At 70.7% G+C, this 24,557-nt stretch carries 23 protein-coding genes; 11 read left to right on the top strand and 12 right to left on the bottom strand.

Features of this window, described 5'->3' with window-relative positions; genetic code table 11:
* The first annotated feature begins 155 nt into the window (after window positions 1-155).
* Window positions 156-2,309 (top strand): carbon starvation CstA family protein, encoded by a 2,154-nt coding sequence (locus tag ACIBK5_RS16240; RefSeq protein WP_399020109.1) that lies wholly within the window; start codon window positions 156-158, stop codon window positions 2,307-2,309.
* 195 nt (window positions 2,310-2,504) lie between these two features.
* On the opposite strand, the gene ACIBK5_RS16235 is transcribed toward ACIBK5_RS16240, so the two are convergent.
* The 3 genes from ACIBK5_RS16235 to ACIBK5_RS16225 form a co-directional block, all read right to left on the bottom strand.
* Window positions 2,505-3,302 carry an SURF1 family protein gene (locus ACIBK5_RS16235; protein WP_399020107.1) on the bottom strand — a complete coding sequence of 266 codons (798 nt, stop codon included), beginning with the start codon at window positions 3,300-3,302 and terminating at the stop codon, window positions 2,505-2,507.
* 49 nt (window positions 3,303-3,351) lie between these two features.
* A complete protein-coding gene (locus ACIBK5_RS16230; protein WP_215122319.1) occupies window positions 3,352-3,585 on the bottom strand; it encodes a hypothetical protein in 234 nt (77 codons plus the stop codon).
* Between the two features lie 136 nt (window positions 3,586-3,721).
* Window positions 3,722-4,711, bottom strand: coding sequence for a DEDDh family exonuclease (locus ACIBK5_RS16225; RefSeq protein WP_399020104.1), 990 nt, complete (start codon window positions 4,709-4,711; stop codon window positions 3,722-3,724).
* Between the two features lie 245 nt (window positions 4,712-4,956).
* On the opposite strand from ACIBK5_RS16225, the gene ACIBK5_RS16220 reads away from it, so the two are divergent.
* Both ACIBK5_RS16220 and ACIBK5_RS16215 read left to right on the top strand, forming a co-directional pair.
* A complete protein-coding gene (locus ACIBK5_RS16220; RefSeq protein WP_399020102.1) occupies window positions 4,957-5,958 on the top strand; it encodes a sterol desaturase family protein in 1,002 nt (333 codons plus the stop codon).
* Window positions 5,955-6,635 (top strand): lysoplasmalogenase family protein, encoded by a 681-nt coding sequence (locus ACIBK5_RS16215; protein WP_399020100.1) that lies wholly within the window; start codon window positions 5,955-5,957, stop codon window positions 6,633-6,635. Before ACIBK5_RS16220 ends, ACIBK5_RS16215 begins: the two co-directional genes overlap by 4 nt.
* A gap of 29 nt (window positions 6,636-6,664) precedes the next feature.
* On the opposite strand, the gene ACIBK5_RS16210 is transcribed toward ACIBK5_RS16215, so the two are convergent.
* The 3 genes from ACIBK5_RS16210 to ACIBK5_RS16200 form a co-directional block, all read right to left on the bottom strand.
* On the bottom strand, window positions 6,665-7,699 hold the full coding sequence (locus ACIBK5_RS16210; RefSeq protein WP_399020099.1) for a CopD family protein: 1,035 nt from the start codon (window positions 7,697-7,699) through the stop codon (window positions 6,665-6,667).
* A 243-nt stretch (window positions 7,700-7,942) separates the two neighbouring features.
* A complete protein-coding gene (locus tag ACIBK5_RS16205) occupies window positions 7,943-9,463 on the bottom strand; it encodes a S8 family peptidase (protein WP_399020096.1) in 1,521 nt (506 codons plus the stop codon).
* Between the two features lie 69 nt (window positions 9,464-9,532).
* Window positions 9,533-11,080 (bottom strand): S8 family peptidase, encoded by a 1,548-nt coding sequence (locus ACIBK5_RS16200; protein ID WP_399020094.1) that lies wholly within the window; start codon window positions 11,078-11,080, stop codon window positions 9,533-9,535.
* A 255-nt stretch (window positions 11,081-11,335) separates the two neighbouring features.
* On the opposite strand from ACIBK5_RS16200, the gene ACIBK5_RS16195 reads away from it, so the two are divergent.
* The 3 genes from ACIBK5_RS16195 to moaA all read left to right on the top strand — a co-directional run bounded on the left by ACIBK5_RS16195 (window position 11,336) and on the right by moaA (window position 14,493).
* On the top strand, window positions 11,336-11,692 hold the full coding sequence (locus ACIBK5_RS16195; protein ID WP_399020092.1) for a DUF485 domain-containing protein: 357 nt from the start codon (window positions 11,336-11,338) through the stop codon (window positions 11,690-11,692).
* Complete coding sequence (locus ACIBK5_RS16190; RefSeq protein WP_399020090.1) at window positions 11,689-13,332, top strand: cation acetate symporter; 1,644 nt, start codon at window positions 11,689-11,691, stop codon at window positions 13,330-13,332. The genes ACIBK5_RS16195 and ACIBK5_RS16190 overlap by 4 nt, the downstream gene beginning before the upstream one ends.
* A gap of 171 nt (window positions 13,333-13,503) precedes the next feature.
* Complete coding sequence (gene moaA, locus ACIBK5_RS16185) at window positions 13,504-14,493, top strand: GTP 3',8-cyclase MoaA (protein WP_399020088.1); 990 nt, start codon at window positions 13,504-13,506, stop codon at window positions 14,491-14,493.
* Between the two features lie 69 nt (window positions 14,494-14,562).
* Here the strand turns inward: moaA and ACIBK5_RS16180 are convergent, their stop codons facing one another.
* Both ACIBK5_RS16180 and ACIBK5_RS16175 read right to left on the bottom strand, forming a co-directional pair.
* Entirely contained in the window at window positions 14,563-14,769 is a 207-nt protein-coding gene (locus ACIBK5_RS16180; protein ID WP_189730241.1) for a hypothetical protein, read from the bottom strand.
* Window positions 14,770-14,985: 216 nt separating this feature from the next.
* On the bottom strand, window positions 14,986-15,381 hold the full coding sequence (locus ACIBK5_RS16175; RefSeq protein WP_399020085.1) for a DUF3099 domain-containing protein: 396 nt from the start codon (window positions 15,379-15,381) through the stop codon (window positions 14,986-14,988).
* A 244-nt stretch (window positions 15,382-15,625) separates the two neighbouring features.
* On the opposite strand from ACIBK5_RS16175, the gene ACIBK5_RS16170 reads away from it, so the two are divergent.
* Window positions 15,626-15,901 carry a GlsB/YeaQ/YmgE family stress response membrane protein gene (locus ACIBK5_RS16170; RefSeq protein ID WP_399020083.1) on the top strand — a complete coding sequence of 92 codons (276 nt, stop codon included), beginning with the start codon at window positions 15,626-15,628 and terminating at the stop codon, window positions 15,899-15,901.
* A gap of 63 nt (window positions 15,902-15,964) precedes the next feature.
* On the opposite strand, the gene tyrS is transcribed toward ACIBK5_RS16170, so the two are convergent.
* The 3 genes from tyrS to ACIBK5_RS16155 form a co-directional block, all read right to left on the bottom strand.
* Window positions 15,965-17,233 carry a tyrosine--tRNA ligase gene (gene tyrS, locus ACIBK5_RS16165; protein WP_399020082.1) on the bottom strand — a complete coding sequence of 423 codons (1,269 nt, stop codon included), beginning with the start codon at window positions 17,231-17,233 and terminating at the stop codon, window positions 15,965-15,967.
* Between the two features lie 72 nt (window positions 17,234-17,305).
* A complete protein-coding gene (locus tag ACIBK5_RS16160) occupies window positions 17,306-18,700 on the bottom strand; it encodes a metallopeptidase TldD-related protein (RefSeq protein ID WP_399020080.1) in 1,395 nt (464 codons plus the stop codon).
* On the bottom strand, window positions 18,697-20,220 hold the full coding sequence (locus ACIBK5_RS16155; RefSeq protein ID WP_399020078.1) for a TldD/PmbA family protein: 1,524 nt from the start codon (window positions 20,218-20,220) through the stop codon (window positions 18,697-18,699). The genes ACIBK5_RS16160 and ACIBK5_RS16155 overlap by 4 nt, the downstream gene beginning before the upstream one ends.
* 273 nt (window positions 20,221-20,493) lie before the next feature.
* Between ACIBK5_RS16155 and fabG the strand changes: the two genes are divergently transcribed.
* From fabG to ACIBK5_RS16140, 3 genes are all read left to right on the top strand, one after another.
* Complete coding sequence (gene fabG / locus ACIBK5_RS16150; protein ID WP_399020076.1) at window positions 20,494-21,198, top strand: 3-oxoacyl-[acyl-carrier-protein] reductase; 705 nt, start codon at window positions 20,494-20,496, stop codon at window positions 21,196-21,198.
* A gap of 5 nt (window positions 21,199-21,203) precedes the next feature.
* Complete coding sequence (fabI, locus tag ACIBK5_RS16145; protein ID WP_399020074.1) at window positions 21,204-21,971, top strand: enoyl-ACP reductase FabI; 768 nt, start codon at window positions 21,204-21,206, stop codon at window positions 21,969-21,971.
* Window positions 21,972-22,133: 162 nt separating this feature from the next.
* The gene (locus ACIBK5_RS16140) at window positions 22,134-22,487 is read left to right on the top strand and encodes a hypothetical protein (RefSeq protein WP_399020072.1); all 354 of its coding nucleotides are present in this window, start codon (window positions 22,134-22,136) and stop codon (window positions 22,485-22,487) included.
* Here the strand turns inward: ACIBK5_RS16140 and ACIBK5_RS16135 are convergent.
* Complete coding sequence (locus ACIBK5_RS16135; RefSeq protein WP_399020071.1) at window positions 22,465-23,157, bottom strand: FadR/GntR family transcriptional regulator; 693 nt, start codon at window positions 23,155-23,157, stop codon at window positions 22,465-22,467. The genes ACIBK5_RS16140 and ACIBK5_RS16135 overlap by 23 nt on opposite strands.
* 91 nt (window positions 23,158-23,248) lie before the next feature.
* On the opposite strand from ACIBK5_RS16135, the gene ACIBK5_RS16130 reads away from it, so the two are divergent.
* On the top strand, window positions 23,249-24,550 hold the full coding sequence (locus ACIBK5_RS16130; RefSeq protein ID WP_399020069.1) for a CynX/NimT family MFS transporter: 1,302 nt from the start codon (window positions 23,249-23,251) through the stop codon (window positions 24,548-24,550).
* The last annotated feature ends 7 nt before the right edge of the window (window positions 24,551-24,557 follow it).

Below are 24,557 nucleotides of genomic sequence, written 5' to 3'. Positions count from 1 at the left end.
TTCTTCTGGGGACGCCGTGTCATCCACTTCCGGCGGGAGCGCAACTCTTGCACAGACCGACAGCGAGCGGGAGAGGTGCGCAGGTCAGGGAAGCGCCCCCGCACCGGCCCCCGCGCAGGTCCTGTCGCACACCACCGCCACGGTGAGGAGCCGCCATGCCCGTATCAGTCCTGCCCGAATCCGGCCGGCCAGCGCCCGGAAAGCGGCGAACACCCCCTCGGTCCCTCCTGCTCTGGACGGCCGTCTCCCTGCTCGGCGCGATCGCCTGGGGCGTCCTCGCCCTCGCCCGGGGCGAGGAGATCTCGGCGGTCTGGCTGGTCGTCGCGGCGCTCGGATCGTACGCCATCGCCTACCGCTTCTACTCCCGCTTCGTCGCCCGGCGGGTGCTCAAGCCCGACGACCGCCGGGCCACCCCCGCCGAGCGCCTCGAGGACGGCGTCGACTTCCACCCCACCGACCGCCGGGTGCTGCTCGGCCACCACTTCGCCGCGATCGCCGGTGCCGGACCGCTGGTGGGGCCGGTGCTCGCGGCGCAGATGGGCTATCTGCCCGGGACGCTGTGGATCGTCGCCGGTGTGATCTTCGCGGGCGCGGTGCAGGACATGGTCGTGCTGTTCCTGTCCATGCGCCGGGACGGCAAGTCGCTCGGGCAGCTGGCCCGGGACGAGATCGGCCGGTGGGGCGGAGCCGCCGCCCTGATCGCCGTGTTCGCCATCATGATCATCCTGCTGGGTGTGCTGGCCCTGGTCGTCGTCAACGCCCTCGCCCACTCCCCGTGGGGCACCTTCTCCGTCGCGATGACCATCCCCATCGCCCTCTTCATGGGCTTCTGGCTGCACGTCCTCCGCCCGGGCCGGGTCGTCGAGACCAGCCTGATCGGCGTCGCGCTGCTGCTGCTCGCCATCGTCGGGGGCAGCTGGATCCAGCAGTCCTCGCTGGCCTCCGCCTTCACCCTGAGCCCCACGACCCTCGTCTTCTGCCTGGTCGGCTACGGCTTCGTCGCCTCCGTCCTGCCGGTGTGGATGCTGCTCGCGCCGCGCGACTACCTCTCCACCTTCATGAAGATCGGCACGATCGCGATGCTCGCGGTGGGCGTGGTGGTCGCCGCCCCGGTCATGCGCGCGGACGCGGTGAGCGACTTCGCCTCCTCGGGCGCGGGGCCCGTCTTCGCGGGCGCGCTCTTCCCCTTCCTCTTCATCACCATCGCCTGCGGCGCGCTGTCCGGCTTCCACGCCCTGGTCGCCTCCGGCACCACACCGAAGCTGATCCAGAAGGAGTCCCAGGTCCGGATGATCGGTTACGGCGCCATGCTGATGGAGTCGTTCGTCGCGATCATGGCGCTGATCGCCGCCGCGACCCTGGAGCCGGGCCTGTACTACGCCATGAACGCCCCCGCGGCCCTCCTCGGTACGACGGCCGAGTCGGCGTCCCACGCGGTCGCAGGACTCGGCTTCACGATCACGCCCGACCAGCTGACCCAGGCGGCCAAGGCCGTGGAGGAACAGACGCTGATCGCCCGTTCCGGAGGTGCCCCGACGCTGGCAGTCGGCATGTCGGAGATCTTCTCCGGGGTCATCGGCGGCACCGCGATGAAGGCCTTCTGGTACCACTTCGCGATCATGTTCGAGGCGCTGTTCATCCTGACGACCGTGGACGCGGGCACCCGGGTCGGCCGCTTCATGCTCCAGGACATGCTCGGCAACGTCTGGAAGCCGGCCGGCCGGGTCAACTGGAAGCCGGGCATCTGGCTGTGCAGCGCCCTGGTCGTCGCGGCCTGGGGCTACTTCCTCTACACCGGCGCCACCGACCCGCTCGGCGGAATCAACCAGCTCTTCCCGCTCTTCGGCATCGCGAACCAGCTCCTCGCCGCGATCGCCCTGGCAGTCTGCACCACGGTCCTGATCAAGTCCGGGAAACTGCGCTGGGCCTGGGTCACCGGTGTCCCGCTCGCCTGGGTCGTCGCCATCACCTTCACCGCCGGCTGGCAGAAGATCTTCTCCGACGACCCGAAGGTGGGCTTCTTCGCCCAGCGCGCCCGCTACGCCGACGCCCTCGACGCCGGCCAGGTCCTGCCGCCCGCCAAGAGCCCGGCCGACATGGAGACCGTCATCACCAACTCCACGGTCGACGGTGTGCTGATCGCCCTGTTCCTGCTGCTGGTCGCCGTGGTGCTGGTGAACGCGGCGGTGGTGTGCGTACGGGCGGCCCGGGCCCCGGGTCCGCTGCCGACCACCGAGGCGCCGTACGTCGAGTCCCGCATCGACGTGCCGGGGGAGCCGGCCGAGTCCCTGACAGGGGCCCGCTCATGAGGGCCGTGCGCTGTGCACGGGCCGTGGCCTGGTACGTCCGCGAACTGCTGCACACGCTGGACCGGGGGTCGGGACCGCGGGGGCGGTGCTGCTGACGGCCTGAGGGGTGGGGCCTGCGGGAGAGTGCTGCTGATGTGCCCTGCGGTCGGCCGCTGCCTCGGACTGCGGGGCGGCAAGGCCGCCGGCCGCCGGCGGTCACACGGCCGCCGGCTCCGCCTCCGTCGTGTCGGTGTCCTCGGCCGCCGCCTGCGCCCGGTCCCGGGCCTCGCGGCGGGCCAGGACCACCCAGCCGACCGGGACGGCCGCTGCGAACAGCCACCACTGGATGGCGTACGCGTAGTTCAGCGCGGCGTCCTCCTTGCCCGGATTGCCGAGGAGCTCGGGGGTGTCGCCCTTCGGCTCGGGTGCCGTCTGGGCGATGTAACCGCCGAGCACCCGGACGTCCAGGCGCCGTGCCTCCTGCTCGCTGTTGATCAGCATGATCTGCCGGTCCGGCAGCCCTTCGAGATTCTTGATGCCGCTCGCCGCGGTCGTCTCGTCGGGCATCAGCCGCCCCGAGACGGTGACCTCGCCGGCCGGCGGTGCCGGAACCTTCGGGAACGCGGTCTGACTCGGGCCGTCGGAGGGGATCCAGCCCCGGTTGACCAGCAGGACCTTGCCGTCGTCGAGGACGAACGGGGTGAGGACGTGGTAGCCGACCTCGTCGTCGGAGTTGGTGCGGCGGCGGACGACGACCTCGTCCTCCGTGTCGAAGTGGCCCTTCGCGGTCACGGTGCGGTACCGCTCGGCGCTGGTGACGGTGTGCCCGGGCCCGGTCAGCTTCTCCACGGGCACCGGGTCGGCCGCCAGCGCGTGGGTGACCAGCTGGTTCCGGGCGGTGCGCTCCTCGTAGCGATGCATCTGCCAGATGCCCAGCCTGATCATCGTGGGGATGAGGAGCAGGGCGATCAGTGTGAGGATCACCCACTGCCGGGACATCAGGAAGCGGTACACCCCACGACCGTACAACTCGGTCGTGGGGTGCGATCAGGCGGGTTCGGTTTCACACCTTGTCGACAATTCCCGCCTTTCCCTCCGCGCGTGCGCAGTGCGCGCCGCAGTACCACTGGCCCTCGACCTCCACGCCCTGGCCGATGATCTGTACACGGCAGTGCTCGCAGATGGGGGCCATGCGGTGGATCGCGCAGGAGAAGCAGTCGAAGACGTGCACCGCGCCCTGCGCGTGCACCTCGAAGGTCATTCCGTACTGATTGCCACATACCTCACAGGTCGCCATGCGCCACAGGGTGAGCCGTCATCCCGGCCCGGGCGAGACGGTGCCGGGCGAGTCGCCCCCCAATCACCCGTCCGTACGGTCGCCCTCCGGCGCCGCTCCGCATACGGTCACCCTTCCGGCACGGCTCCCCATCCGGTCATCCCTCCGACGCCGGCTCCACATCCGCGAGGAGTTGCCCGAACGCCGCCTCGTCCACGACCGGCGTGCCGAACTGCCGCGCCTTGACCACCTTGGACGTGCCCGAGTCCGGGTCGTTCGTGACGAGCAGGCTGGTGAGCCGGGACAGGCTGGTGGCCACGTGCAGCCCGGCCTCGGTCGCGCGGTCCTCCAGCAGGTCGCGCTCCACCGAGGTGTCACCCGAGAAGGCGACCCGCATGCCCTGCTTGAGCCGCCCGCCCGCCTCGTAGCGCCCCGGGTTCGGGTAGGGGCAGGCGGGCCGCTTGCGGGCCGGACGCCAACTGGTCGGCCGGTAGCCGCCGTAGCCCGCCTGCTGGCCGATGCGGGGCGCGGGACGGTCCGACCACTCGGTCAGCGGCCGGCACTCCAGCAGCGGCAGCCGCACCCCGTTCGCCGCCGCGGCCCTGAGGCTGGGCCGGAACGCCTCGGCCAGCACGCGCGCGTCGTCCAGTGCGTGGTGCGCCCGCTGCTGGACGACGCCGAAGTGCGCGGCGAGGGACTCCAGCTTGTGGTTGGGCAGCGGAAGCCCGAGTTCCTTGGAGAGCGCGATGGTGCACAGCCGCTGCCGCACCGGTGCCTCGCGCCGCGCCCGCGCGTACTCCCGGGCGATCATCTGCCAGTCGAAGACGGCGTTGTGCGCGACGAGTACCCGCCCCTCGAGCCGGGTCGTGAACTCCTCGGCGATGTCCTGGAAGAGGGGCGCGCCCTCGAGTGCCTCGCTCGTCAGCCCGTGGATCCACACGGGGCCGGGGTCACGCTCCGGGTTGACCGTCGAGTACCAGTGGTCCTCGACCTCGCCGCGCGCGTCGAGCCGGTAGACGGCCGCGGAGATGATGCGATCGTCCCGGGCCAGACCCGTGGTCTCCACGTCAACGACCGCGTACCCCTTGGGATACGCGGCCGGCCATGACGTGGAAGAGGGCACTGCGGTCGTCAGGTCATCGAGCATGGTCCCTGAGGATACGGGCCACGACTGACACCACCGCCCGCCAGGGGCGCTCACCCGCCCATCCGATACTCCCTCAGGCGTCTTGTCCGGTCTGTCCGTTCGCGAGGCGTACGTCTGTCCGACGCTCAGTCACACCGATCGCACTCCGATTGGCGGAGATCACCAAGAAGCAAGCGCGTACCGTCGGTAATACTTGTGGGTAACAACGTCTAGTCGGGGCAGGGCGGCGGTCCTACGGTGCTTGCATGCCGAACCTGCCCGATGTCGTGCTGTGGTCGATCCCCGCCTTTGTGCTGCTCACCGTGGTCGAGATGGTGAGCTACCGTCTCCACCCCGACGAGGACGCGGAGGGCTACGAGGCGAAGGACGCCGCCACGAGCGTCGGCATGGGCCTCGGCAGTCTCGTCTTCGATTTCCTGTGGAAGATCCCGATCGTCGCCATTTACACGGCTCTCTACGAACTCACGCCCCTGCGCGTGCCCGTCCTGTGGTGGACCGTTCCGCTGATGCTGCTCGGGCAGGACTTCTTCTACTACTGGTCCCACCGCGGCCACCACGTCGTCCGCGTCCTGTGGGCCTGTCATGTCGTCCACCACTCCAGCCGGAAGTTCAACTTCACCACCGCGCTGCGCCAGCCCTGGACGTCCCTGACGGTATGGCCGTTCTACGTCCCACTCATAGCCGTCGGCGTGCACCCCGCCGCGCTCGCGTTCTGCTCCTCCGCGAACCTCGTCTACCAGTTCTGGATCCACACCGAGCGGATCGACAAGATGCCCCGCTGGTTCGAGTTCGTCTTCAACACCCCCTCGCACCACCGCGTCCACCACGCCTCCCAGGGCGGTTACCTCGACCGCAACTTCGGCGGCATCCTCATCGTCTGGGACCGGCTGTTCGGATCGTTCGCCGCCGAGACCGAGCGGCCCGTGTACGGGCTGACCAAGAACATCGGCACCTACAACCTGCTGAAGGTCGCCACGCACGAATACGTGGCCATCGCGAGGGACTTGAAGGCGGCACACAGCTGGCGCGAGCGCGCGGGACGCGTCTTCCGGGGCCCGGGCTGGGGTCCCACACCCGCTCCCGCGCCGACGGCGACCCTGGCTACGGCTACGGCTACGGCTACGGCTACGGCTGCGGCTGCGGCTGCGGCCCCGGCCACGTCCACGGCTACGGCCACGGAAACGGCGCCGCCGACAGACCCCGCCGCGGCCCCGACCACCCCCGCCAGTGAGAGCACGTCGGCGTGACCCCCGCCCGTCTCCTCCTCGCCGCCTTCGGTCTGGCCGCCGCCGTCGACCTCGTCTCCCTCGCGGCCGGCTTCGACGCCGGGCACACCGTGGCCAAGCCCCTGCTGATGCCGCTGCTGGCCCTGTGGGCCGCCCTGCTCCGGGCGCCCCGGCTGCTCCTGGCCGCCCTGCTGTTCGGCTGGGGCGGTGACGTCCTGCTGCTGTCCGACGCCGAGCCCGCCTTCCTCGCCGGCATGGGCTCCTTCGCCGCGGGCCACGTCTGCTATCTCCTCCTCTTCAGGACGTACGGCAGCCGGAACGCGGTCCCACGCGCGCGTGCGGGCCTCCTCGTCCTCGGCTACGGCACCGCCCTCGTCACCACCGTCGCGCTGCTGTGGCCGGACCTGCCCGCGGACCTGCGCGTGCCCGTCGCCGGGTACAGCCTCCTGCTCACGGCCATGGCGTACGGGTCCGCCGCCCGGCTCGGCCTCTTCGCCGGACTCGGCGGCGCGCTGTTCCTGCTCTCCGACACGCTCATCGCGACCGGTGTCGCCGACTGGCCGCAGCTGCCGCGGCCGGACTTCTGGATCATGCTCACGTACATCGCCGCGCAGGCCCTGCTGGTCGGCGGCGCACTGGGGGCGCTCAACGCGCGCAGGGCACCGGCCGCGACGTACGGCGAGATGCGTGCCGTCTGACACTCACCGACCGGGGCTCCGTCCGGGGCTCACCAGCGGATGGGCACCGGAAGGGCCGTCAGCAGTCCGGACACCGCGACCACCAGGCCCAGCGCGACGACCTCCGCCCGCGCCGGCGCACAGGCGCTGAGCGGATCGGCCGCCCGGCGCAGCCGGCTCCGGGCCCACAGGGCGAGGGCCGCGACGGCGGCCACGAGCAGCACCTTGGCGAGCAGCGCACGCCCGTACGCCGTGGCCGTCAGCTGCTCCACGATGGTGCCCGGCGGCATCCGGCGGAGCGAACTCCACACACCCGTCGCGGTGATGGCGGCGAGCAGCACGGCCGCCACGCGCGCGTAGAGGCCGAGCAGGGCCGCGCCCGCCCCCGTGTCGTACCGGCCGTGCCACAGGCGCAGGGTCCGCAGCGCGTGCAGCAGACCGCCCACCCACAGTGCCGCGCACGTCAGGTGCACGAGCGTCAGCCCGGAGCCGGTCAGCGGGCTCGGCTCGGTCGTGGGGTGCGCGCGCAGCGCCTCGGCGACGATCACGGCGGCCAGCGGCCACATCTGCCTGGCGGGCCGACTCGACACGGCACACAGACCCGCCACGAGGAACGCGTTGACCTCGAGCAGGGCGAGCATGCCGTCCCGGGACGTGTGGAGCCCGCCGATGTCCAGGTCCGACAGACCGCCCGGGACACGGTTGCCCGTGGCCACGACCGAGGCGAGCGCGAGAGCGGCGGCGAAACCGGCGACGGCCGCGAAGGGTGACCAGCTGCGGGGCACGGCCGGGGCGTGGCCGGGGGCCTTCTCGGGGCCCGGCACCAAGCGTGCCAGCCGGTTCACGAACAGCTCGCCGACCGGTACGCACAGCGCCGCGAAGAGCACCGTGCGCAGCAGGGCGATGCCGCCGGCCCCGGGCGCGCCGGCCTCCCCGGTACCGTGCAGCGCGGTGGACGGGCCGAGCAGCGGGATCAGCGCGGCCAGGGTCACCAGGACCAGGACGGCGACGGCCCGGCCCGCACCGGTGCGCCGTACGGGCCCGCCGCTGCCGGACACACCTGGCGTGGGTCTTGTCAAGGTCACCCCAAGATCTTCACCAACCTTCACATGCTCGGGCAAGTCCAGGGGGTCGAACTCGGTCGCCCCGTCGACGCGGCCGACCACCACAGCCGCAGTCGATGTCACCCCCATGGCGTAGCTCAGGCCGGGAGTGGCCTTCGAAGGTCCACCACCGGAACACCGCCACACCACGCTCCCCGCGAACCGCAGGGACGCAGTGGGCCGGGCGGGTGTCCCCGCCCGGCCCGGGCCGCGTTCAAGCGAGCTCTACTTGGTCACCGCGTCCAGCGCGTCCGTGATGCCCCAGCCGTAGAAGCCGTTGCGGTTCTTGGAGCCCTCGCACACCGCGTCGATCTTGCCGTCGGCGTCGATGTCGTACGGGTCCGTGCACGGCGTGGCGTCGGCCTGCGCGTACAGCAGGGCCTTCACCAGGGCCGGGGGAGCGTACGGGTGCGTCGACTTGATGAGGGCCGCGACGCCCGCGACGTGCGGGGACGCCATCGACGTACCGGCCATGTAGCCCCACTTGCCGCCCGGCAGCGTGCCCAGGATCAGCCCGCTCGTGGCCGGCGCCTCCGGCTTCTGGTAGGCGGTCGAGTCACCGCCCGGGGCGGCTATGTCGGCGACGCCCAGCCCGTAGTTGGAGAAGGACGACTTGATGCCCTTCGCGCCCGTCGAGGCGACGGTGACGACACCCGGCAGCTGGGTCGGGATGTCGAGGCACTCCGAGGGGTCGACGGTCCGGTCGCCCGGCGTGGTGTCGTTCGGGGACGACGGGTCGGTGATCTCGTCGGCCGAGAGGTCGTAGTTCTCGTTGCCCGCCGCCGCGACGTTGACCGCGCCCTTCCTCTCCGCGTACCGGGAGGCCCGGCCGACCGCGTCCAGGAGCGCCTTCTGGTCCGGGTCGTCGCCGCAGTTGAAGTACCAGGGGTCGGTGTAATAGCTGTTGTTGGTGACGTCGACCCCGTGCTCGGCCGCCCACACGAAACCGCACACCACGGCCTCCGTGTAGAAGAAACCGTCCGGGTTGGACACCTTGATGCCGGAGACCTTCACCCCGGGCGCGACACCGGTCATGCCGACGCCGTTCTTGGCGGCCGCGATCTCACCCGCCACATGTGTGCCGTGCGGGCTCTCCGAGGCACCGGGCCGCCAGGCCCCGTCCGCGGTGTCCGGCTTGCCCGACACGCAGTTGACCGACGCCTTGCGGTCGAAGTTGGGCGCGATGTCGGGGTGCGTGTCGTCGACACCGGTGTCGATCACGGCGACCGTGACCTTCTTGCTGCCCAGCGACTTCTCGTGCGCCTTGTCCGCCTTGATGGCCGGCAGGTCCCACTGCTGGGGCTGGAGCGGGTCCTGCCCGGCGGGGGCCTCGGCCTCGGCGACCTCGGCCGCGCTCAGCGCCTTCGGCGTGCCCAGGTCGCCCGTCGTCGCGGTGGGCAGCGGCTTGGTCCGGGTGGCACCGGCCGACTGCACCCCGCGCACCTTGCGGACGATCTTTGCGAAGTCGGGGTTCGAGGAGTGGACGACGATGACGCCTATCTGGTCGTACGACGTCACGATCGTGCCCCCGGCCTTGCCGACGGCCTTCTTCACATGGGCCGAAGTGCCGTGCCCCGGCTTGACGTTGACCACATAGCTGAGCGGGGTCGCGTCGGCCGAGACCGCCGGGGTGGCGTCCTCGGCGGCCGTGGCCGTGGTGTTCGGCAGGAACGCGAGGGCCGTGGCCATGGCCATCCCGGCCGGGATCGCGACGGCGCGGCGGTAGCGCGCGTGCGGCGCTGTCATGGTGTCTCCAGTAGGTTCGCGGTACGGGCGGTACGAGCTGACGGTGCGTGAAGTCTCAGGATGCACAGGTCACTTGACCGCGCGCAGCGCGTTGACGATGCCGTACCCGTAGAAGCCGTTGACCCGCTTGCCGCCCTCGCAGGTGGCGTCCTGGGTGCCGTCGCCGTCCTGGTCGTAGGACTCGGGGCAGGCGGTCCGGTCGGCCTGCGCCTTCAGCAGGGCCTGGAGCTGGGCCGGGGACGCCCACGGGTGCTTGGACTTCAGCAGCGCGGCGACACCGGAGGCGTGCGGAGCGGCCATCGAGGTGCCCTGGAGGAAGCCCCAGGTGCCGCCCGGCATGGTGGACAGGATGCGGCCGTTCTTCGAGGGCGTGTCGGGAATCTGGTAGCGCCCGTCACCGCCCGGCGCCGCGACGTCGACGACGCCCTTGCCGTACGTCGAGTAGTACGACTTGGCGCTGTTGACGCCCGTCGCGCTCACCGTGACGACACCCGGCAGCTGGGTCGGGACGTCGAAGCACTCGTGCGGGTCGATGGTGCGCTCGACGGGGGTGGAGTCGTCCGGGCTGGAGTCGTCGACGATCGCGTCCGAGTCCAGGTCGTGGTTGGAGTTGCCCGCCGAGGCGACGTGGAGCGTGCCCTTCTTCTGGGCGTACAGCTGCGCCCGGTTGACCGCGTCGACGATGGCCCGCTGGTCCGGGTCGTCCATGCAGTTGTACAGCCAGGGGTCGACGTAGTAGCTGTTGTTCGTGATCTCGACGCCGTGGTCGGCGGCGAACACGAAGGCACACACGACGCTCTCCGGGTAGAAGAGGCCGTTGGCCCGGTCGGTCACGTTGATGCTGGAGACCTTCACACCGGGGGCGACGCCCGCCACGCCTATGCCGTTGCGGGCGGCGGCTATCTCACCGGCGACATGCGTGCCGTGGTAGTCCTCGGGGGTGTACGGCCGCCAGGCGCCCTCGCTGGTGTCGGGCTTGCCGCCGGCGCAGTTGGCGGACTGCGAAGCGGAGAAGTTCGGGGCGATGTCGGGGTGGGTGTCGTCGACGCCGGTGTCGATCACGGCGACGGTCACCTTGCGGCTGCCCGGGTTGATCTTCGCGGCCTTGTCGGCGCCGATCGCGCGCAGATCCCACTGGTCGGCTTCGAGCGGCTCGCTCTCGGGCGACTTCGCCGAGGCGGCCTCGGCCCGCGCGGCCTGGGCGCCGGTCAGGTACTGCGCCGCGCCCTCCTCCTTCGTACCCGCCGCGGTCAGCGGCGTCGTCCGCGTCGCGCCCGCCGACTGGACACCGCGCACCTTGCGCACGGTCTTGGCGAAGTCGGGGTTCGCGGAGTGGACGACGATCACGCCGATCCGCTCGTACGTGGTCACGACCGAGCCGCCGGCCTTCCCGATCGCCTTCTTCACCGAAGCGATCGTGCGACGGTCCACCTTGGTGTTGACGACGTACGCCAGCTTCGGCGCGTCCGCCGAGGGCGTGGACGACTCCACGCGCGGGGCGGTCTCCGCGTGCGGGGCGGCCGACGCGGCAGCCGGCAGAAAGCCCAACGAGGCCGTCAGTGACAGCACGACGGGCACGGCGAGGGCGAGCCGGCGTCTGGAACGCAGCTGGGACATGGGGTCTCCACATCATCCGGAAACGAAACCGGCCCGAGGCACAGGTGGTGCTCGGGCAGGTACATGACGGGTGGTTCAGGGCGAAGTTATCCCGCACTCTCGCTGGCCAGCAACGGTTTCCCGAAACGACTTCGGAAAGAACGCCAGGCAGTTGAACCGGTTCTCGCGTGCCGCCGTGACGTTGAGCAGGGAGCGCGAGGACACTCGCCTCCGTCCCCGCTGAAAACCGCTTCCGTCGTCACGAGGAGACTCTCCGTGTCCACCGATGCACCGCCCCCCTCGAAAGAGCAACACAAACTCCCCTCACCCGAGGAGTTCGCCGAGGTGCAGGAGAGCGCGGAGTTCGGTGAACTGCGCCGCTCCTACCGCTCCTTCGCCTTTCCGCTGACCGTCGCCTTCATCGCCTGGTACCTGCTGTACGTGCTGCTGTCGAACTACGCGGGCGGCCTCATGGGCACCAAGCTGTTCGGCAACATCAACGTCGCCTTCGTCCTCGGCGTCGCCCAGTTCATCACCACGTTCCTCATCGCCTGGTGGTACTCGCGGCACGCCGCCGCGAAGCTCGACCCCAAGGCCGAGGCCATCAAGTCCCGGATGGAGGGCGGCGCATGAGCACCGCACAGCAGACCCTGCTCGCCCAGCAGAACTTCCTCGCGGCGAACGAGGCCAGCGAGCACCGGCCGCTGATCATCACCCTGTTCGCGCTGTTCGTCCTGGCCACGCTCGGCATCACCATCTGGGCCGGCCGCCAGACCAAGGACGCCGCCGACTTCTACGCGGGCGGCCGCCAGTTCAGCGCCTTCCAGAACGGACTCGCGGTCTCCGGCGACTACATGTCGGCCGCGTCCTTCCTCGGCATCGCCGGCGCCATCGCCCTCTTCGGCTACGACGGCTTCCTGTACTCCATCGGCTTCCTGGTCGCCTGGCTCGTCGCCCTCCTCCTGGTGGCCGAGCCGCTGCGCAACTCCGGCCGCTACACCATGGGCGACGTGCTCGCGTACCGCATGCGCCAGCGCCCGGTCCGCACCGCCGCCGGTACGTCCACGATCGTCGTGTCGATCTTCTACCTGCTGGCCCAGATGGCCGGTGCGGGCGTCCTCGTCTCGCTGCTGCTCGGCATCACCTCCGACGCGGGCAAGATCCTCATCGTCGCCCTCGTCGGCATCCTGATGATCGTGTACGTCTCCATCGGCGGCATGAAGGGCACCACCTGGGTCCAGATGGTGAAGGCCGTGCTGCTCATCGGCGGCACCATCCTGATCACCTTCCTGGTGCTGCTGAAGTTCAACTTCAACATCTCCGACCTGCTCGGCACGGCCGCCGAGAACAGCGGCAAGGGCGCCGCCTTCCTGGAGCCCGGCCTCCAGTACGGCATGACCGGCACCTCCAAGCTGGACTTCGTCTCCCTGGGCATCGCCCTGGTGCTCGGCACGGCCGGCCTGCCGCACATCCTGATCCGCTTCTACACGGTGCCCGACGCCAAGGCCGCCCGTAAGTCGGTGAACTGGGCGATCGGCATCATCGGCGGCTTCTACCTGATGACCATCGCGCTCGGCTTCGGCGCCGCCGCGCTGATCTCCCAGGACGAGATCATCGCCTCCAACCCGTCAGGCAACACGGCCGCACCCCTGCTCGCCCTGCACCTCGGCGGTGTCGACTCGACCTGGGGCGCGATCCTGCTCGCCACGATCTCGGCGGTCGCCTTCGCGACGATCCTCGCCGTCGTCGCCGGCCTCACCCTCGCCTCGTCGTCGTCCTTCGCGCACGACATCTACGCCAACGTCATCCGCAAGGGGAAGGCGTCCGGCGCCGAGGAGGTCCGCGCGGCCCGCTGGGCGACCGTCTTCATCGGCGTCGTCTCCATCGGCCTCGGCGCCCTCGCCCGCGACCTGAACGTGGCCGGCCTGGTCGCGCTCGCCTTCGCGGTCGCGGCCTCCGCCAACCTGCCGACGATCCTCTACAGCCTGTTCTGGAAGCGCTTCACCACCCAGGGCGCCCTGTGGTCGATCTACGGCGGTCTGATCGTCGCCGTGGGCCTGGTGCTGTTCTCGCCCGTCGTCTCCGGCGACCCCAAGGCGATGTTCCCCGAGGTGGACTTCGCCTGGTTCCCGCTGAAGAACCCGGGCATCATCTCCATCCCCTTCGGCTTCCTCATGGGCTGGCTCGGCACCGTCCTGTCCAAGGAGGAGCCGGACGCCAAGAAGTTCGCCGAGCTGGAGGTCAGGTCCCTGACCGGCACCGGAGCCCACTGAGCACCACCCCCCTCGCGCGGCCGCGTCGTAGGAACCTCCAGGTCCCTGCGGCGCGGCCGCGCTCCGCGTCGTGGGATCGGGCCTGTGGAGTTGTCAGTGCGGTCACGTAGGCTCGCAGGTGTCGGAGAGGAAGTGCTCCGTGCACGATCCGCGTCGAGGGAGGGGGCCCACGTGCTCATCGACACCTACGGCCGAGTGGCCACCGACCTGAGGGTCTCGCTGACCGACCGGTGCAATCTGCGCTGCACCTACTGCATGCCCGAGGAGGGCCTGCAGTGGCTGGCCAAGCCTGACCTGCTCACGGACGACGAGATCGTCCGGCTGATCGACATCGCGGTCACGTCCCTCGGTATCGAGGAGGTCCGCTTCACCGGCGGCGAGCCCCTGCTGCGCCCCGGCCTGGTCGGCATCGTCGAGCGGGTCGCGGCCCTGGAGAAGCGCCCCCAGATGTCGTTGACCACCAACGGCATCGGCCTCAAGCGCACGGCGGCAGCCCTGAAGGCGGCGGGCCTGGACCGGGTCAACGTCTCCCTCGACACGCTGCGCCCGGACGTCTTCAAGACCCTCACCCGCCGCAACCGTCACAAGGACGTCATCGAGGGCCTGTACGCCGCCCGCGATGCCGGCCTGACCCCGGTCAAGGTCAACTCGGTCCTGATGCCGGGCCTCAACGACGACGAGGCCCCGGACCTCCTCGCCTGGGCCGTGGAGCACGACTACGAGCTGCGCTTCATCGAGCAGATGCCCCTGGACGCCCAGCACGGCTGGAAGCGCGACGGCATGATCACGGCAGGCGACATCCTGACCTCCCTGCGCACCCGCTTCGAGCTGACCGCCGAGGGCGAGGAGAAGCGCGGCTCGGCCCCGGCGGAGCGCTGGCTGGTGAACGGCGGGCCGCATGTGGTCGGCGTCATCGCCTCCGTCACCCGCCCCTTCTGCGCGGCCTGCGACCGCACCCGCCTCACCGCCGACGGCCAGATACGCACCTGCCTCTTCGCCCAGGAGGAAACAGACCTCCGCGCCGCCCTCCGCTCCGACGCCCCGGACGAGGAGATCGCCCGCATCTGGCGCCTGGCGATGTGGGGCAAGAAGGCGGGAGCAGGACTGGACGACCCGTCGTTCGTGCAGCCGGACCGTCCCATGTCAGCGATCGGGGGATAGAAGAGCCCCTTGAAGGGGCGCGGGGAACTGCGCGAACAACCCCCACCGGCCCGCGGACGAAGCCGGAACTCAGCCGTCCCATTCCTCGAAAAGCACGACGTCCTTCAAGAATCCCCGCACCCCGAGGAACTGCGAAAGATGCTCGCGATGCTCCTCACAGGCCAGCCACGTCTTGCGCCGCTCCGGCGTATGGATCTTCGGGTTGTTCCACGCAAGCACCCACACCGCATCGACGCGGCAGCCCTTCGCGGAACAGATCGGCGTCTCGTCACTCACTGCTTCGTCTCACCACTGCACACAGAAAAGGCGACGCCGAGCAGCCACGGGGGGAGCTGCCCGGCGTCGGTCCGTCGCTCCGACGGGGGATGCGGAGCGCGTACGAAGTATGTCACGGGTAACCCCGGCCCCGGCACCTGAACAACATGATTGATCTGAGCTTTTCTTGAGCTTGGCGGGAAGATGACTTCCGTTTGTGACCGCCCCCGGACGCCCCTACTGCTCCCGCGAATCGGTCTTCCCGCCCGGCGCGTGCCCGGACACGGCGTCTTCCGCCGCGGATTCCGCGGAACCGTCCTGTGTACCCGGCGGCGCGATCATCGGCCGCGTCGGCGCCGCCACGAACGTCGACGGCAGAGACGGCGCGTTCTCGCGCCCGGCGTTCGCGATCACCACCGCGATGTACGGCAGTACCAGCCCGAGCACCAACGCCACGATGGCGACGTGCCGTTCGACGTTCCACAACGTGGCCGCGAGGATCACGGAGATCGTGCGGACCGTCATCGAGATCACGTACCGGCGCTGCCGCCCGCGGATGTCCTCCTGAAGTCCTGTCCGGGCGCCGGTGATCCGGAAAACCTGGACGTTGCCGCCGCTGTGCTGCTTCCGCATCGCATTCCACCATCCGCCCGTATCGGACTCTCCCCGCCCCGTGGCCGTACCCGGCCGGCCGGGGAACCTGACCAGGACAGCTTCCACGTTACGCCGCGGCTGCGCCCGCTACGAGACCGGGGCCCGTCCGGCCGACGTGAACGCCGTGCGCTGTGGCGCGTACGGCCATCCCCGGCATGCGGCGTACGGCACCTGGGCCGACACTGGCCGTAGAGCTCGCGTCGAGCCGTACGAGGAGGCAGCGATGGGCTGGTTGTGGGCGATCATCGTGGGACTGGTGCTCGGCCTGCTCGCCAAGGCGATCATTCCGGGCAAGCAGCACCTCCCCCTGTGGCTGACCGTCATCCTGGGCATCATCGGAGGCATCGCCGGCAACGCCATCGCCCGGGCGGCCGGTGTCGACGCCACTTCGGGCATCGACTGGTGGCGACATGTCTTCCAGCTGGTCATGGCGATCATCCTCGTCGGCCTCGGGGACAAGGCCTGGACGGCCGCACGGGGAGACAGACAGCGGGCGTGACGGCGGGGCGCACGGCGAAGGGGGCCGCCTCCGCACCGGAGACGACCCCCTTCCCACGCATGCTCAGCCGCCCGTGACCTCGACCGCCGCCAGGTTCTTCTTGCCCCGGCGCAGCACCAGCCAGCGGCCCTGCAGCAGGTCCTCCTTGGCGGGGACCGCGTCCTCGCCGGCGACCTTGACGTTGTTCACGTAGGCGCCGCCCTCCTTGACCGTGCGGCGCGCGGCCGACTTGCTGGCCACCAGGCCGACCTCGGCGAACAGGTCGACGACCGGACCGAGCTCGGAGACCTGGATGTGCGGCACCTCCGAAAGGGCCGCGGCCAGCGTCTTCTCGTCGAGCTCCGCCAGCTCGCCCTGCCCGAAGAGGGCCTTGGACGCGGCGATCACGGCGGCCGTCTGGTCCGCGCCGTGCACCAGCGTCGTCAGCTCCTCGGCCAGGGCACGCTGCGCGGCACGGGCCTGCGGACGCTCCTCGGTCTGCTGCTCCAGCTCCTCCAGCTCCGCGCGGGAGCGGAAGGACAGGATGCGCATGTACTTGGAGATGTCCCGGTCGTCCACGTTCAGCCAGAACTGGTAGAACGCGTACGGCGTCGTCATCTCCGGGTCGAGCCAGACGGCGCCGCCCTCGGTCTTGCCGAACTTGGTGCCGTCCGCCTTGGTCATCAGCGGTGTCGCCATGGCGTGCGCCGTGGCGTCCGGCTCCAGGCGGTGGATCAGGTCCAGGCCCGCCGTGAGGTTGCCCCACTGGTCGCTGCCGCCCTGCTGGAGCGTGCAGCCGTACCTGCGGTAGAGCTGCAGGAAGTCCATGCCCTGCAGGAGCTGGTAGCTGAACTCCGTGTAGCTGATGCCCTCGGAGGACTCCAGGCGCCGGGCCACGGAGTCCTTCGTCAGCATCTTGTTGACCCGGAAGTGCTTGCCGATGTCCCGCAGGAACTCGATCGCGGAGAGGTTCTCCGTCCAGTCGAGGTTGTTGACCATGACGGCCGCGTTCTCGCCCTCGAAGGTCAGGAACGGCTCGATCTGGGCGCGCAGCTTGCCGACCCACCCGGTCACCGTCTCCGGGTCGTTCAGCGTGCGCTCCGCCGTCGGGCGCGGGTCGCCGATCAGGCCCGTCGCACCGCCGACCAGCGCCAGCGGCCGGTGACCTGCCTGCTGGAGCCGCCGCACGGTGAGCACCTGCACCAGGTGCCCCACGTGCAACGACGGTGCCGTCGGGTCGAAGCCGCAATAGAACGTGACGGGACCGTCCGCGAGCGCCTTGCGCAAAGCGTCCTCGTCAGTGGACAGGGCGAACAGCCCGCGCCACTTCAGCTCGTCGACGATGTCCGTCACGGTTCTCGTATCTCCTTGAGTGGGCTCGAATGGAGTGGGCCCGAGTGATTGGGCTCGTAATCAGGTACGAGGTTATACGCCCTGGCTGACAGAGCTCATATTGAAGTCGGGCACCCGCAGGGCCGGCATCGCGGCCCTGGTGAACCAGTCGCTCCATTCCCTCGGCAGCGTCTTCTCGGTGCGCCCGGCCTCCGTCACCCGGCCCAGCAGACCGACCGGCGTCTCGTTGAACCGGAAGTTGTTCACCTCTCCGGTCACCTCGCCGTTCTCGACCAGGTAGACGCCGTCCCGGGTCAGGCCCGTCAGCAGCAGCGAGGCCGGGTCGACCTCGCGGATGTACCACAGGCAGGTCAGCAGCAGCCCGCGCTCGGTGTTCGCCACCATCTCGTCCAGGGAGCGGTCGTCGCCCCCGTCCAGGATCACGTTGTCGATGACCGGCGCCACCGGCAGACCGGTCAGGCCGGCGCTGTGACGGCTGGTCGTCAGGTGCCGCAGTTCTCCCTCGCGCAGCCACTCGGTGGCCGTGAGCGGCAGCCCGTTGTCGAACACCGACTCGTCGCCCCCGGAGGAGTGCGCGATCACGAAGGGCGCCGACTCCAGGCCGGGCTCGTTCGGGTCGCTGCGCAGGGTCAGCGGCAGCTCGGTCAGCTTCTCGCCGACCCGTGTGCCACCGCCCGGCTTGGAGAACACCGTGCGGCCCTCCACCGCGTCCCGGCCCGACGCCGACCACAGCTGGTAGATCAGCAGGTCCGCCACGGCCGACGGCGGCAGCAGCGTCTCGTACCGGCCGGCGGGCAGCTCCACCCGCCGCTCGGCCCACCCGAGGCGCACCGCCAGCTCCGCGTCCAGGGCCGCCGGGTCGACGTCCTTGAAGTCCCGCGTGGAGCGCCCGGCCCACGCGGACCGGGTCCGGTCCGGGGACTTGGCGTTCAGCTCCAGCGTCCCGTTCGGCTGGTCGTGCCGCAGCCGCAGCCCCGTGGAGGTGCCCACGTACGTCGACACCAGTTCGTGGTTGGCGAACCCGTACAGCTCCCGGCCGCCGGCACGCGCGCGTGCGAAGGCCTCGCCGAGTGCCGGTGCGAAGTCGGCGAACACCGCGGAGGAGGTCTCGGCGGGCGCCTCCGTGAACTCCGGACTCGCGGCCACGCCCGTGACCAGCGGCTGCGCGTCCTCGGCGGGCCCGGCACCGCGCGCGGCGGCCTCGGCGGCCCGCACCAGGGGCTCCAGCTCGTCGGCGGTCACGGCGGACCGTGACACGACGCCCGAGGCCGTGCCCTCCTTGCTGTCGACGGTGGCGACGACGGTGAGCGTGCGCCCGCGCGTGACGCCGTTCGTGGTCAGGGCGTTGCCCGCCCAGCGCAGGTTGGCGGTGGACTGCTCGTCGGCGATGACGACACAGCCGTCCGCCCGGGACAGTCCGAGGGCGCGCTCGACGACCTCGTGCGGCTTGCTGGTGCGCGCGCTCATCGACCGGCCTCCTGGGTCGTGTTCAGAATGTTGACGCCCTTGAAGAGGGCCGACGGGCAGCCGTGCGACACCGCCGCGACCTGGCCCGGCTGGGCCTTGCCGCAGTTGAAGGCACCGCCGAGGACGTAGGTCTGGGGACCGCCGACGGCGGCCATGGAGCCCCAGAAGTCGGTGGTCGTCGCCTGGTAGGCCACGTCCCGCAGCTGCCCGGCGAGCCGCCCGTTCTCGATCCGGTAGAAGCGCTGACCCGTGAACTGGAAGTTGTAGCGCTGCATGTCGATCGACCAGGACCGGTCGCCGACGACGTAGATCCCCCGCTCCACGCCCCCGATCAGGTCCTCGGTCGACATCCCGGCCGGGTCCGGCCGCAGCGACACGTTGGCCATGCGCTGCACCGGCACGTGGCCGGGGGAGTCGGCGTAGGCGCAGCCGTTGGACCGCTCGAACCCGGTCAGCTTCGCGATCCGCCGGTCCAGCTGGTAGCCGACGAGCGTGCCGTCCTTCACCAGGTCCCAGGACTGGCCCTCGACGCCCTCGTCGTCGTACCCGATGGTGGCGAGCCCGTGCTCGGCGGTGCGGTCGCCGGTGACGTTCATCAGCTCGGAGCCGTACCGCAGCTTGCCCAGCTGGTCGAAGGTGGCGAAGGACGTGCCGGCGTAGGCGGCCTCGTAGCCGAGCGCCCGGTCCAGCTCGGTCGCGTGCCCGATGGACTCGTGGATGGTCAGCCACAGGTTGGACGGGTCGACGACCAGGTCGTACAGGCCCGGATCGACGCTCGGCGCGCGCATCTTCTCGGCGAGCAGCTCCGGGATCCGCTCCAGCTCGCCCTCCCAGTCCCAGCCGGTGCCCCGCAGATACTCCCAGCCGCGTCCCGCGGGCGGCGCGAGGGTGCGCATCGAGTCGAACTCGCCGGTCGACTCGTCCACCGACACGGCGTTGAACACGGGGTGCAGCCGAACCCGCTGCTGCGTGGTCACGGTCCCCGCGGTGTCGGCGTAGAACTTGTTCTCGTGCACGGTGAGCAGCGAGGCGTCGACATGGTCGACCCCGTCGGCCGCCAGCAGCCGCGCGCTCCAGTCCGCGATCAGCCCGGCCTTCTCCTCGTCGGGCACGGAGAACGGATCGATCTCGTACGACGAGACCCAGGTCTTCTCGGAGTGCACGGGCTCGCTCGCCAGCTCCACCCGCTCGTCGGACCCGGCCGCCTTGATCACCTGGGCGGACAGCTTGGCCATGGCGACCGCCTGCCCGGCGACCCTGGCGGCGGCGTCGAGGCTGAGGTCGACCCCGGACGCGAAACCCCACGTCCCGCCGTGCACCACCCGCACCGCGTACCCGAGGTCGGTGGTGTCCGACGACCCGGCGGGCTTGGCGTCCCGGAACCGCCAGGAGGCGCCCCGCACCCGCTCGAACCGGAAGTCCGCGTGCTCGGCACCGAGCGCACGCGCGCGTGCGAGGGCCGCGTCGGCGAGGGCGCGTAGGGGGAGGGCCGTGAAGGCCTCGTCGATGGTATGAGGCACCGCCGTCTCTTTCTGTCGAGGTGAGCGTGGTCGCCGTACTGCGTGACTGCTCCGATCATGTCGTCCATCCCGCGTGCGGGCCACGAGTTTCGGTACCCCGGGTGCGTGGCTTTCTGTAGGGACCCGACAGTGAGTCCCGTACGCCACTGTCGGTGCCCGATTGTCCGCGGGCGTGCCCGGACCGATAGGTTTTCGAGGAAGCCGCCTGTCATCGCCGCCTGTCGTCCAGGCGCCCGGGCGGGCGTATCAGACCGCTATCGAAAGGGTGATCCGTTGAGCCGCTCGGTTCTCGTCACCGGAGGCAACCGGGGCATCGGCCTCGCCATCGCCCGCGCTTTCGCCGATGCCGGCGACAAGGTCGCCATCACATACCGCTCGGGCGAGCCGCCGGCGGGCTTCCTTGCCGTCAGGTGCGACATCACCGACCCCGAACAGGTGGAGCAGGCCTACAAGGAGATCGAGGAGAACCACGGCCCCGTCGAGGTCCTCGTCGCCAACGCCGGCATCACCAAGGACCAGCTCCTGATGCGCATGTCCGAGGAGGACTTCACCTCGGTCATCGACACCAACCTCACCGGCACCTTCCGTGTGGTCAAGCGCGCCAACCGCGGCATGCTGCGGGCCAAGAAGGGCCGCGTCGTCCTGATCTCCTCGGTCGTCGGCCTGTACGGCGGCCCGGGCCAGGCCAACTACGCCGCCTCCAAGGCCGCCCTGGTCGGCTTCGCACGCTCCCTCGCCCGTGAGCTGGGCTCGCGGAACCTCACCTTCAACGTCGTCGCGCCCGGCTTCGTCGACACGGACATGACCAAGGTGCTCACCGACGAGCAGCGCACGGGCATCGTGGCGCAGATCCCGCTCGGCCGGTACGCCCAGCCGGAGGAGGTCGCCGCGACGGTGCGGTTCCTCGCCTCGGACGACGCCTCGTACATCACTGGAGCCGTCATCCCCGTTGACGGCGGACTGGGAATGGGTCACTGATCACCATGAGCGGAATTCTCGAGGGCAAGCGCATCCTGATCACGGGTGTGCTGACGGAGTCCTCCATCGCCTTCCACGCCGCCAAGCTGGCCCAGGAGCAGGGCGCCGAGATCATCCTCACGGCGTTCCCGCGGCCCACGCTGACCGAGCGCATCGCCAAGAAGCTCCCCAAGCCCACCAAGGTCATCGAGCTCGACGTGACCAACGACGAGCACCTCGGGCGACTCGCCGACATCGTCGGCGAGGAGCTCGGCGGTCTCGACGGCGTCGTGCACTCCATCGGCTTCGCCCCGCAGGATGCCCTCGGCGGCAACTTCCTCAACACGCCGTTCGAGTCGGTCGCCACGGCCATGCACGTCTCGGCGTACTCCCTGAAGTCGCTCACCATGGCCTGCCTGCCGCTGATGCAGAACGGCGGCTCCGTCGTCGGTCTGACGTTCGACGCGCAGTTCGCCTGGCCGCAGTACGACTGGATGGGCCCGGCCAAGGCCGCCCTGGAGGCCACCAGCCGCTACATGGCCCGCGACCTGGGCAAGCAGAACATCCGCTGCAACCTGGTCTCGGCCGGTCCGCTCGGCTCCATGGCCGCCAAGTCCATCCCGGGCTTCGGCGAGCTGGCCTCGGTGTGGGACGACCGCTCCCCGCTGGAGTGGGACCTCAAGGACCCCGAGCCGGCCGGCCGCGGCATCGTCGCGCTGCTGAGCGACTGGTTCCCGAAGACCACGGGCGAGATCATCCACGTGGACGGCGGTCTGCACGCCATCGGAGCCTGATCTCCCGTACGCCGTCGACGCCCCGTTCCCCGCAGTGCGCGGGGGAGCGGGGCGTCACCCGTTCGGCCGAGCAGGCCGGGCGGGGGAGGCCCGTGACCGGGCACTCTGGAGTACGCGTTCACCACGCGGTCCCCTCCCCAGCTCGGCCGAGGAGGTCCCCTTGTGCGCTTGTCCCGCCGAACGGCCTCGCTGTCCGTCGCCGTCGCTCTCGTGCTGACCCTGGCGTACGAGGCGGTGCCGCACGCGCGTGTGCCCGCCGGCGACGAGCAGGAGCGGGCCGACCCCTTCGGCGCCGCGTGCCGGATCCGCGTCGAGGACTCCAGGGTGACCGCGTACTGTCACAACCCCTACCCGGAGACCGACCGTGTGAGCCTGCACGTCGAGTGCGCCCGCTGGTGGGACATCGACACCGACAGCTCCCCCGTGGAGGCCGGGCCCGCGCAGACCGTGCGCCTCAAGGGACGCTGCTGGAAGGAGGTCGGCGACGCGTGGGTCAGCCACCGGAGGGCGAGCTGATCCCGCCCAGGCGGCACAGGAACGGATAGCGGGCCGCCTCCGTCCCCGCCAGGTCCGCGTCCCCCGCGCGGATCGCGTCGAGCAGCCGCCCGTGCTCCATGTACGTCTCCGGAGTCAGCTTCTCGCCGACGTCCTCGCGCAGCCAGTCCCGCAGCACCTCGCCCAGGTCCGCGTACATGGCGGTCATCACGTCGTTGTGGGAGGCGGACACCACGGCCAGATGGAAGGTCGCGTCCGCGGTCACGAACGCCTCCGCGTCACCCGACTCCCAGGCCTCCTCGCGCCGCAGCAGCAGCGCGTCGAGCTGCTTGAGGTCCTTCTCGGTGCGCCGCTCGGCGGCCAGCCGGGCGGCGGACGACTCCAGCGTGGAGCGCAGCTCGGCGATGTGCCGGGGGTCGGCGCCGGCGAACCGCCGCTGCATCACACCGGCCAGCTCACTGGTCGCCACGACGTAGGTGCCGGAGCCCTGGCGGATGTCCAGCAGGCCGTTGTGCGCGAGCGCGCGGACGGCCTCACGGACCGTGTTGCGGGCGACGCCGAGCTGCTCGACCAGTTCCGGCTCGGTCGGGATACGGGATCCGACCGGCCACTCGCCCGACGTGATCTGGGCCCGCAGCGCGGCGATGACCTGTTCGGACAGCGCCGAACGACGGGGATGGCTCAGAGGCATGGCTCACCTTCGCACGGCCGGGGCGCCGGACGGCAGCCGAGGAGTGGACGGATTGGACAGTCAATCATCCCATGATTCTATGATGGGCCTCATGGCTAGTGAGGAAACCCGGACGATGACGCCCCCGACCGTTCGCAGCTCGGCCGCGCACGACGGCCGGAAACCGGGCGGCCCGTCCACGCGCGCGTGGACGACACGGCTGCTCGTCCTCGGCATCGTGCTGTCCGCCCTGAACCTCCGGCCCGCCATCACCAGCCTCGGCGCCCTCCTGGAGGAGGTCCGCGACGGGCTCGGCATGAGCGGCAGCGTGGCCGGACTGCTCACCTCCGTTCCGCCGCTGTGCTTCGCCGTCTTCGGCGTCATGGCCCCGCGGCTCGCCCGCCGCTTCGGAGCGGGCGCCGTGGTGTGCGCCGGCATGGCCGCGATCGCCACCGGCCTGGCGATCCGGCCGTACGCCGGCGGTACGGCCGGCTTCCTGGCCGCCAGTGCCCTCGCCCTCATGGGCATCGCGGTCAGCAACGTCCTGATGCCGGCCATCGTCAAGCAGTGGTTCCCCGACCGTGTGGGTTCCATGACCGGCGTCTACTCCATGGGACTCGCCCTGGGTACGTCCCTCGCGGCCGCGGTCACGGTGCCCGTCTCCGACGCGCTGGGCGGAAGCTGGCAGTCGGGCCTGGCCCTGTGGTCGGGGCTCGCGGTCGCGGCGATCCTGCCGTGGCTGCCGTTCGTACGGCGTCGCCCGGCGGCATCCGGGCCGGAGCAGCGGGCCGACGGCGACGGGGCGACGCGGGCCCCGGAGGCGCCGCGGCTGCGGATCACCCGGAGCCGTACCGCCTGGGCGCTGGCCGTCTTCTTCGGGCTCCAGGCCACCGCCGCCTACATCACGATGGGCTGGATGGCGCAGATCTTCCGGGACGCCGGTGTGTCCGCCGGCACCGCCGGGCTGCTGCTGGCGCTCACCATGGCGATGGGCGTGCCCCTGGCCTTCGTCATACCCCGCCTGGCCACGCGGCTGCCGCACCAGGGCCCGATCGTGCTGGCCCTGGGCATCTGCGGCCTGATCGGCTACGCCGGGCTGTATCTCGCTCCGGCCGGCGGTGCCTGGGCCTGGGCCCTGCTGCTCGGCGTGGCGAACTGCGCCTTCCCGCTCGCCCTCACCATGGTCGGCATGCGGGCCAGGACCGGCCCGGGCGTGGCCCAGCTGTCGGCGTTCGCACAGAGCACCGGCTACCTCATCTCCATCCCGGGACCGCTTCTGGTGGGCGTCCTCTACCAGCACAGCGGCGGCTGGGGCCTGCCGATCACGCTGATGAGCGCCCTGATGATCCCGCAGATGGCCGTCGGCTGGCTGGCGGGCCGCGACCGCACGGTGGAGGACGAGGCGGACCGCTGAACCGGCC

Source organism: Streptomyces sp. NPDC050546 (assembly GCF_044457425.1).
Lineage (GTDB): Bacteria > Actinomycetota > Actinomycetes > Streptomycetales > Streptomycetaceae > Streptomyces.
The sequence above is the reverse complement of the archived record's forward strand: the minus strand, read 5'-3'. Positions and strand labels throughout refer to the sequence as shown.

Bases quoted from the DNA above. Each gene is read 5' to 3' on its own strand.
- ACIBK5_RS16160 (WP_399020080.1), bottom strand. From the start codon at position 18,700: ATGAGCGCGCGCACCAGCAAGCCGCACGAGGTCGTCGAGCGCGCCCTC.
- ACIBK5_RS16200 (WP_399020094.1), bottom strand. From the start codon at position 11,080: ATGTCCCAGCTGCGTTCCAGACGCCGGCTCGCCCTCGCCGTGCCCGTC.
- ACIBK5_RS16130 (WP_399020069.1), top strand. From the start codon at position 23,249: ATGGCTAGTGAGGAAACCCGGACGATGACGCCCCCGACCGTTCGCAGC.
- ACIBK5_RS16205 (WP_399020096.1), bottom strand. From the start codon at position 9,463: ATGACAGCGCCGCACGCGCGCTACCGCCGCGCCGTCGCGATCCCGGCC.
- ACIBK5_RS16170 (WP_399020083.1), top strand. From the start codon at position 15,626: ATGGGCTGGTTGTGGGCGATCATCGTGGGACTGGTGCTCGGCCTGCTC.
- fabI (WP_399020074.1), top strand. From the start codon at position 21,204: ATGAGCGGAATTCTCGAGGGCAAGCGCATCCTGATCACGGGTGTGCTG.
- ACIBK5_RS16220 (WP_399020102.1), top strand. From the start codon at position 4,957: ATGCCGAACCTGCCCGATGTCGTGCTGTGGTCGATCCCCGCCTTTGTG.
- ACIBK5_RS16175 (WP_399020085.1), bottom strand. From the start codon at position 15,381: ATGCGGAAGCAGCACAGCGGCGGCAACGTCCAGGTTTTCCGGATCACC.
- ACIBK5_RS16240 (WP_399020109.1), top strand. From the start codon at position 156: ATGCCCGTATCAGTCCTGCCCGAATCCGGCCGGCCAGCGCCCGGAAAG.
- ACIBK5_RS16225 (WP_399020104.1), bottom strand. From the start codon at position 4,711: ATGCTCGATGACCTGACGACCGCAGTGCCCTCTTCCACGTCATGGCCG.
- ACIBK5_RS16190 (WP_399020090.1), top strand. From the start codon at position 11,689: ATGAGCACCGCACAGCAGACCCTGCTCGCCCAGCAGAACTTCCTCGCG.
- ACIBK5_RS16230 (WP_215122319.1), bottom strand. From the start codon at position 3,585: ATGGCGACCTGTGAGGTATGTGGCAATCAGTACGGAATGACCTTCGAG.
- ACIBK5_RS16135 (WP_399020071.1), bottom strand. From the start codon at position 23,157: ATGCCTCTGAGCCATCCCCGTCGTTCGGCGCTGTCCGAACAGGTCATC.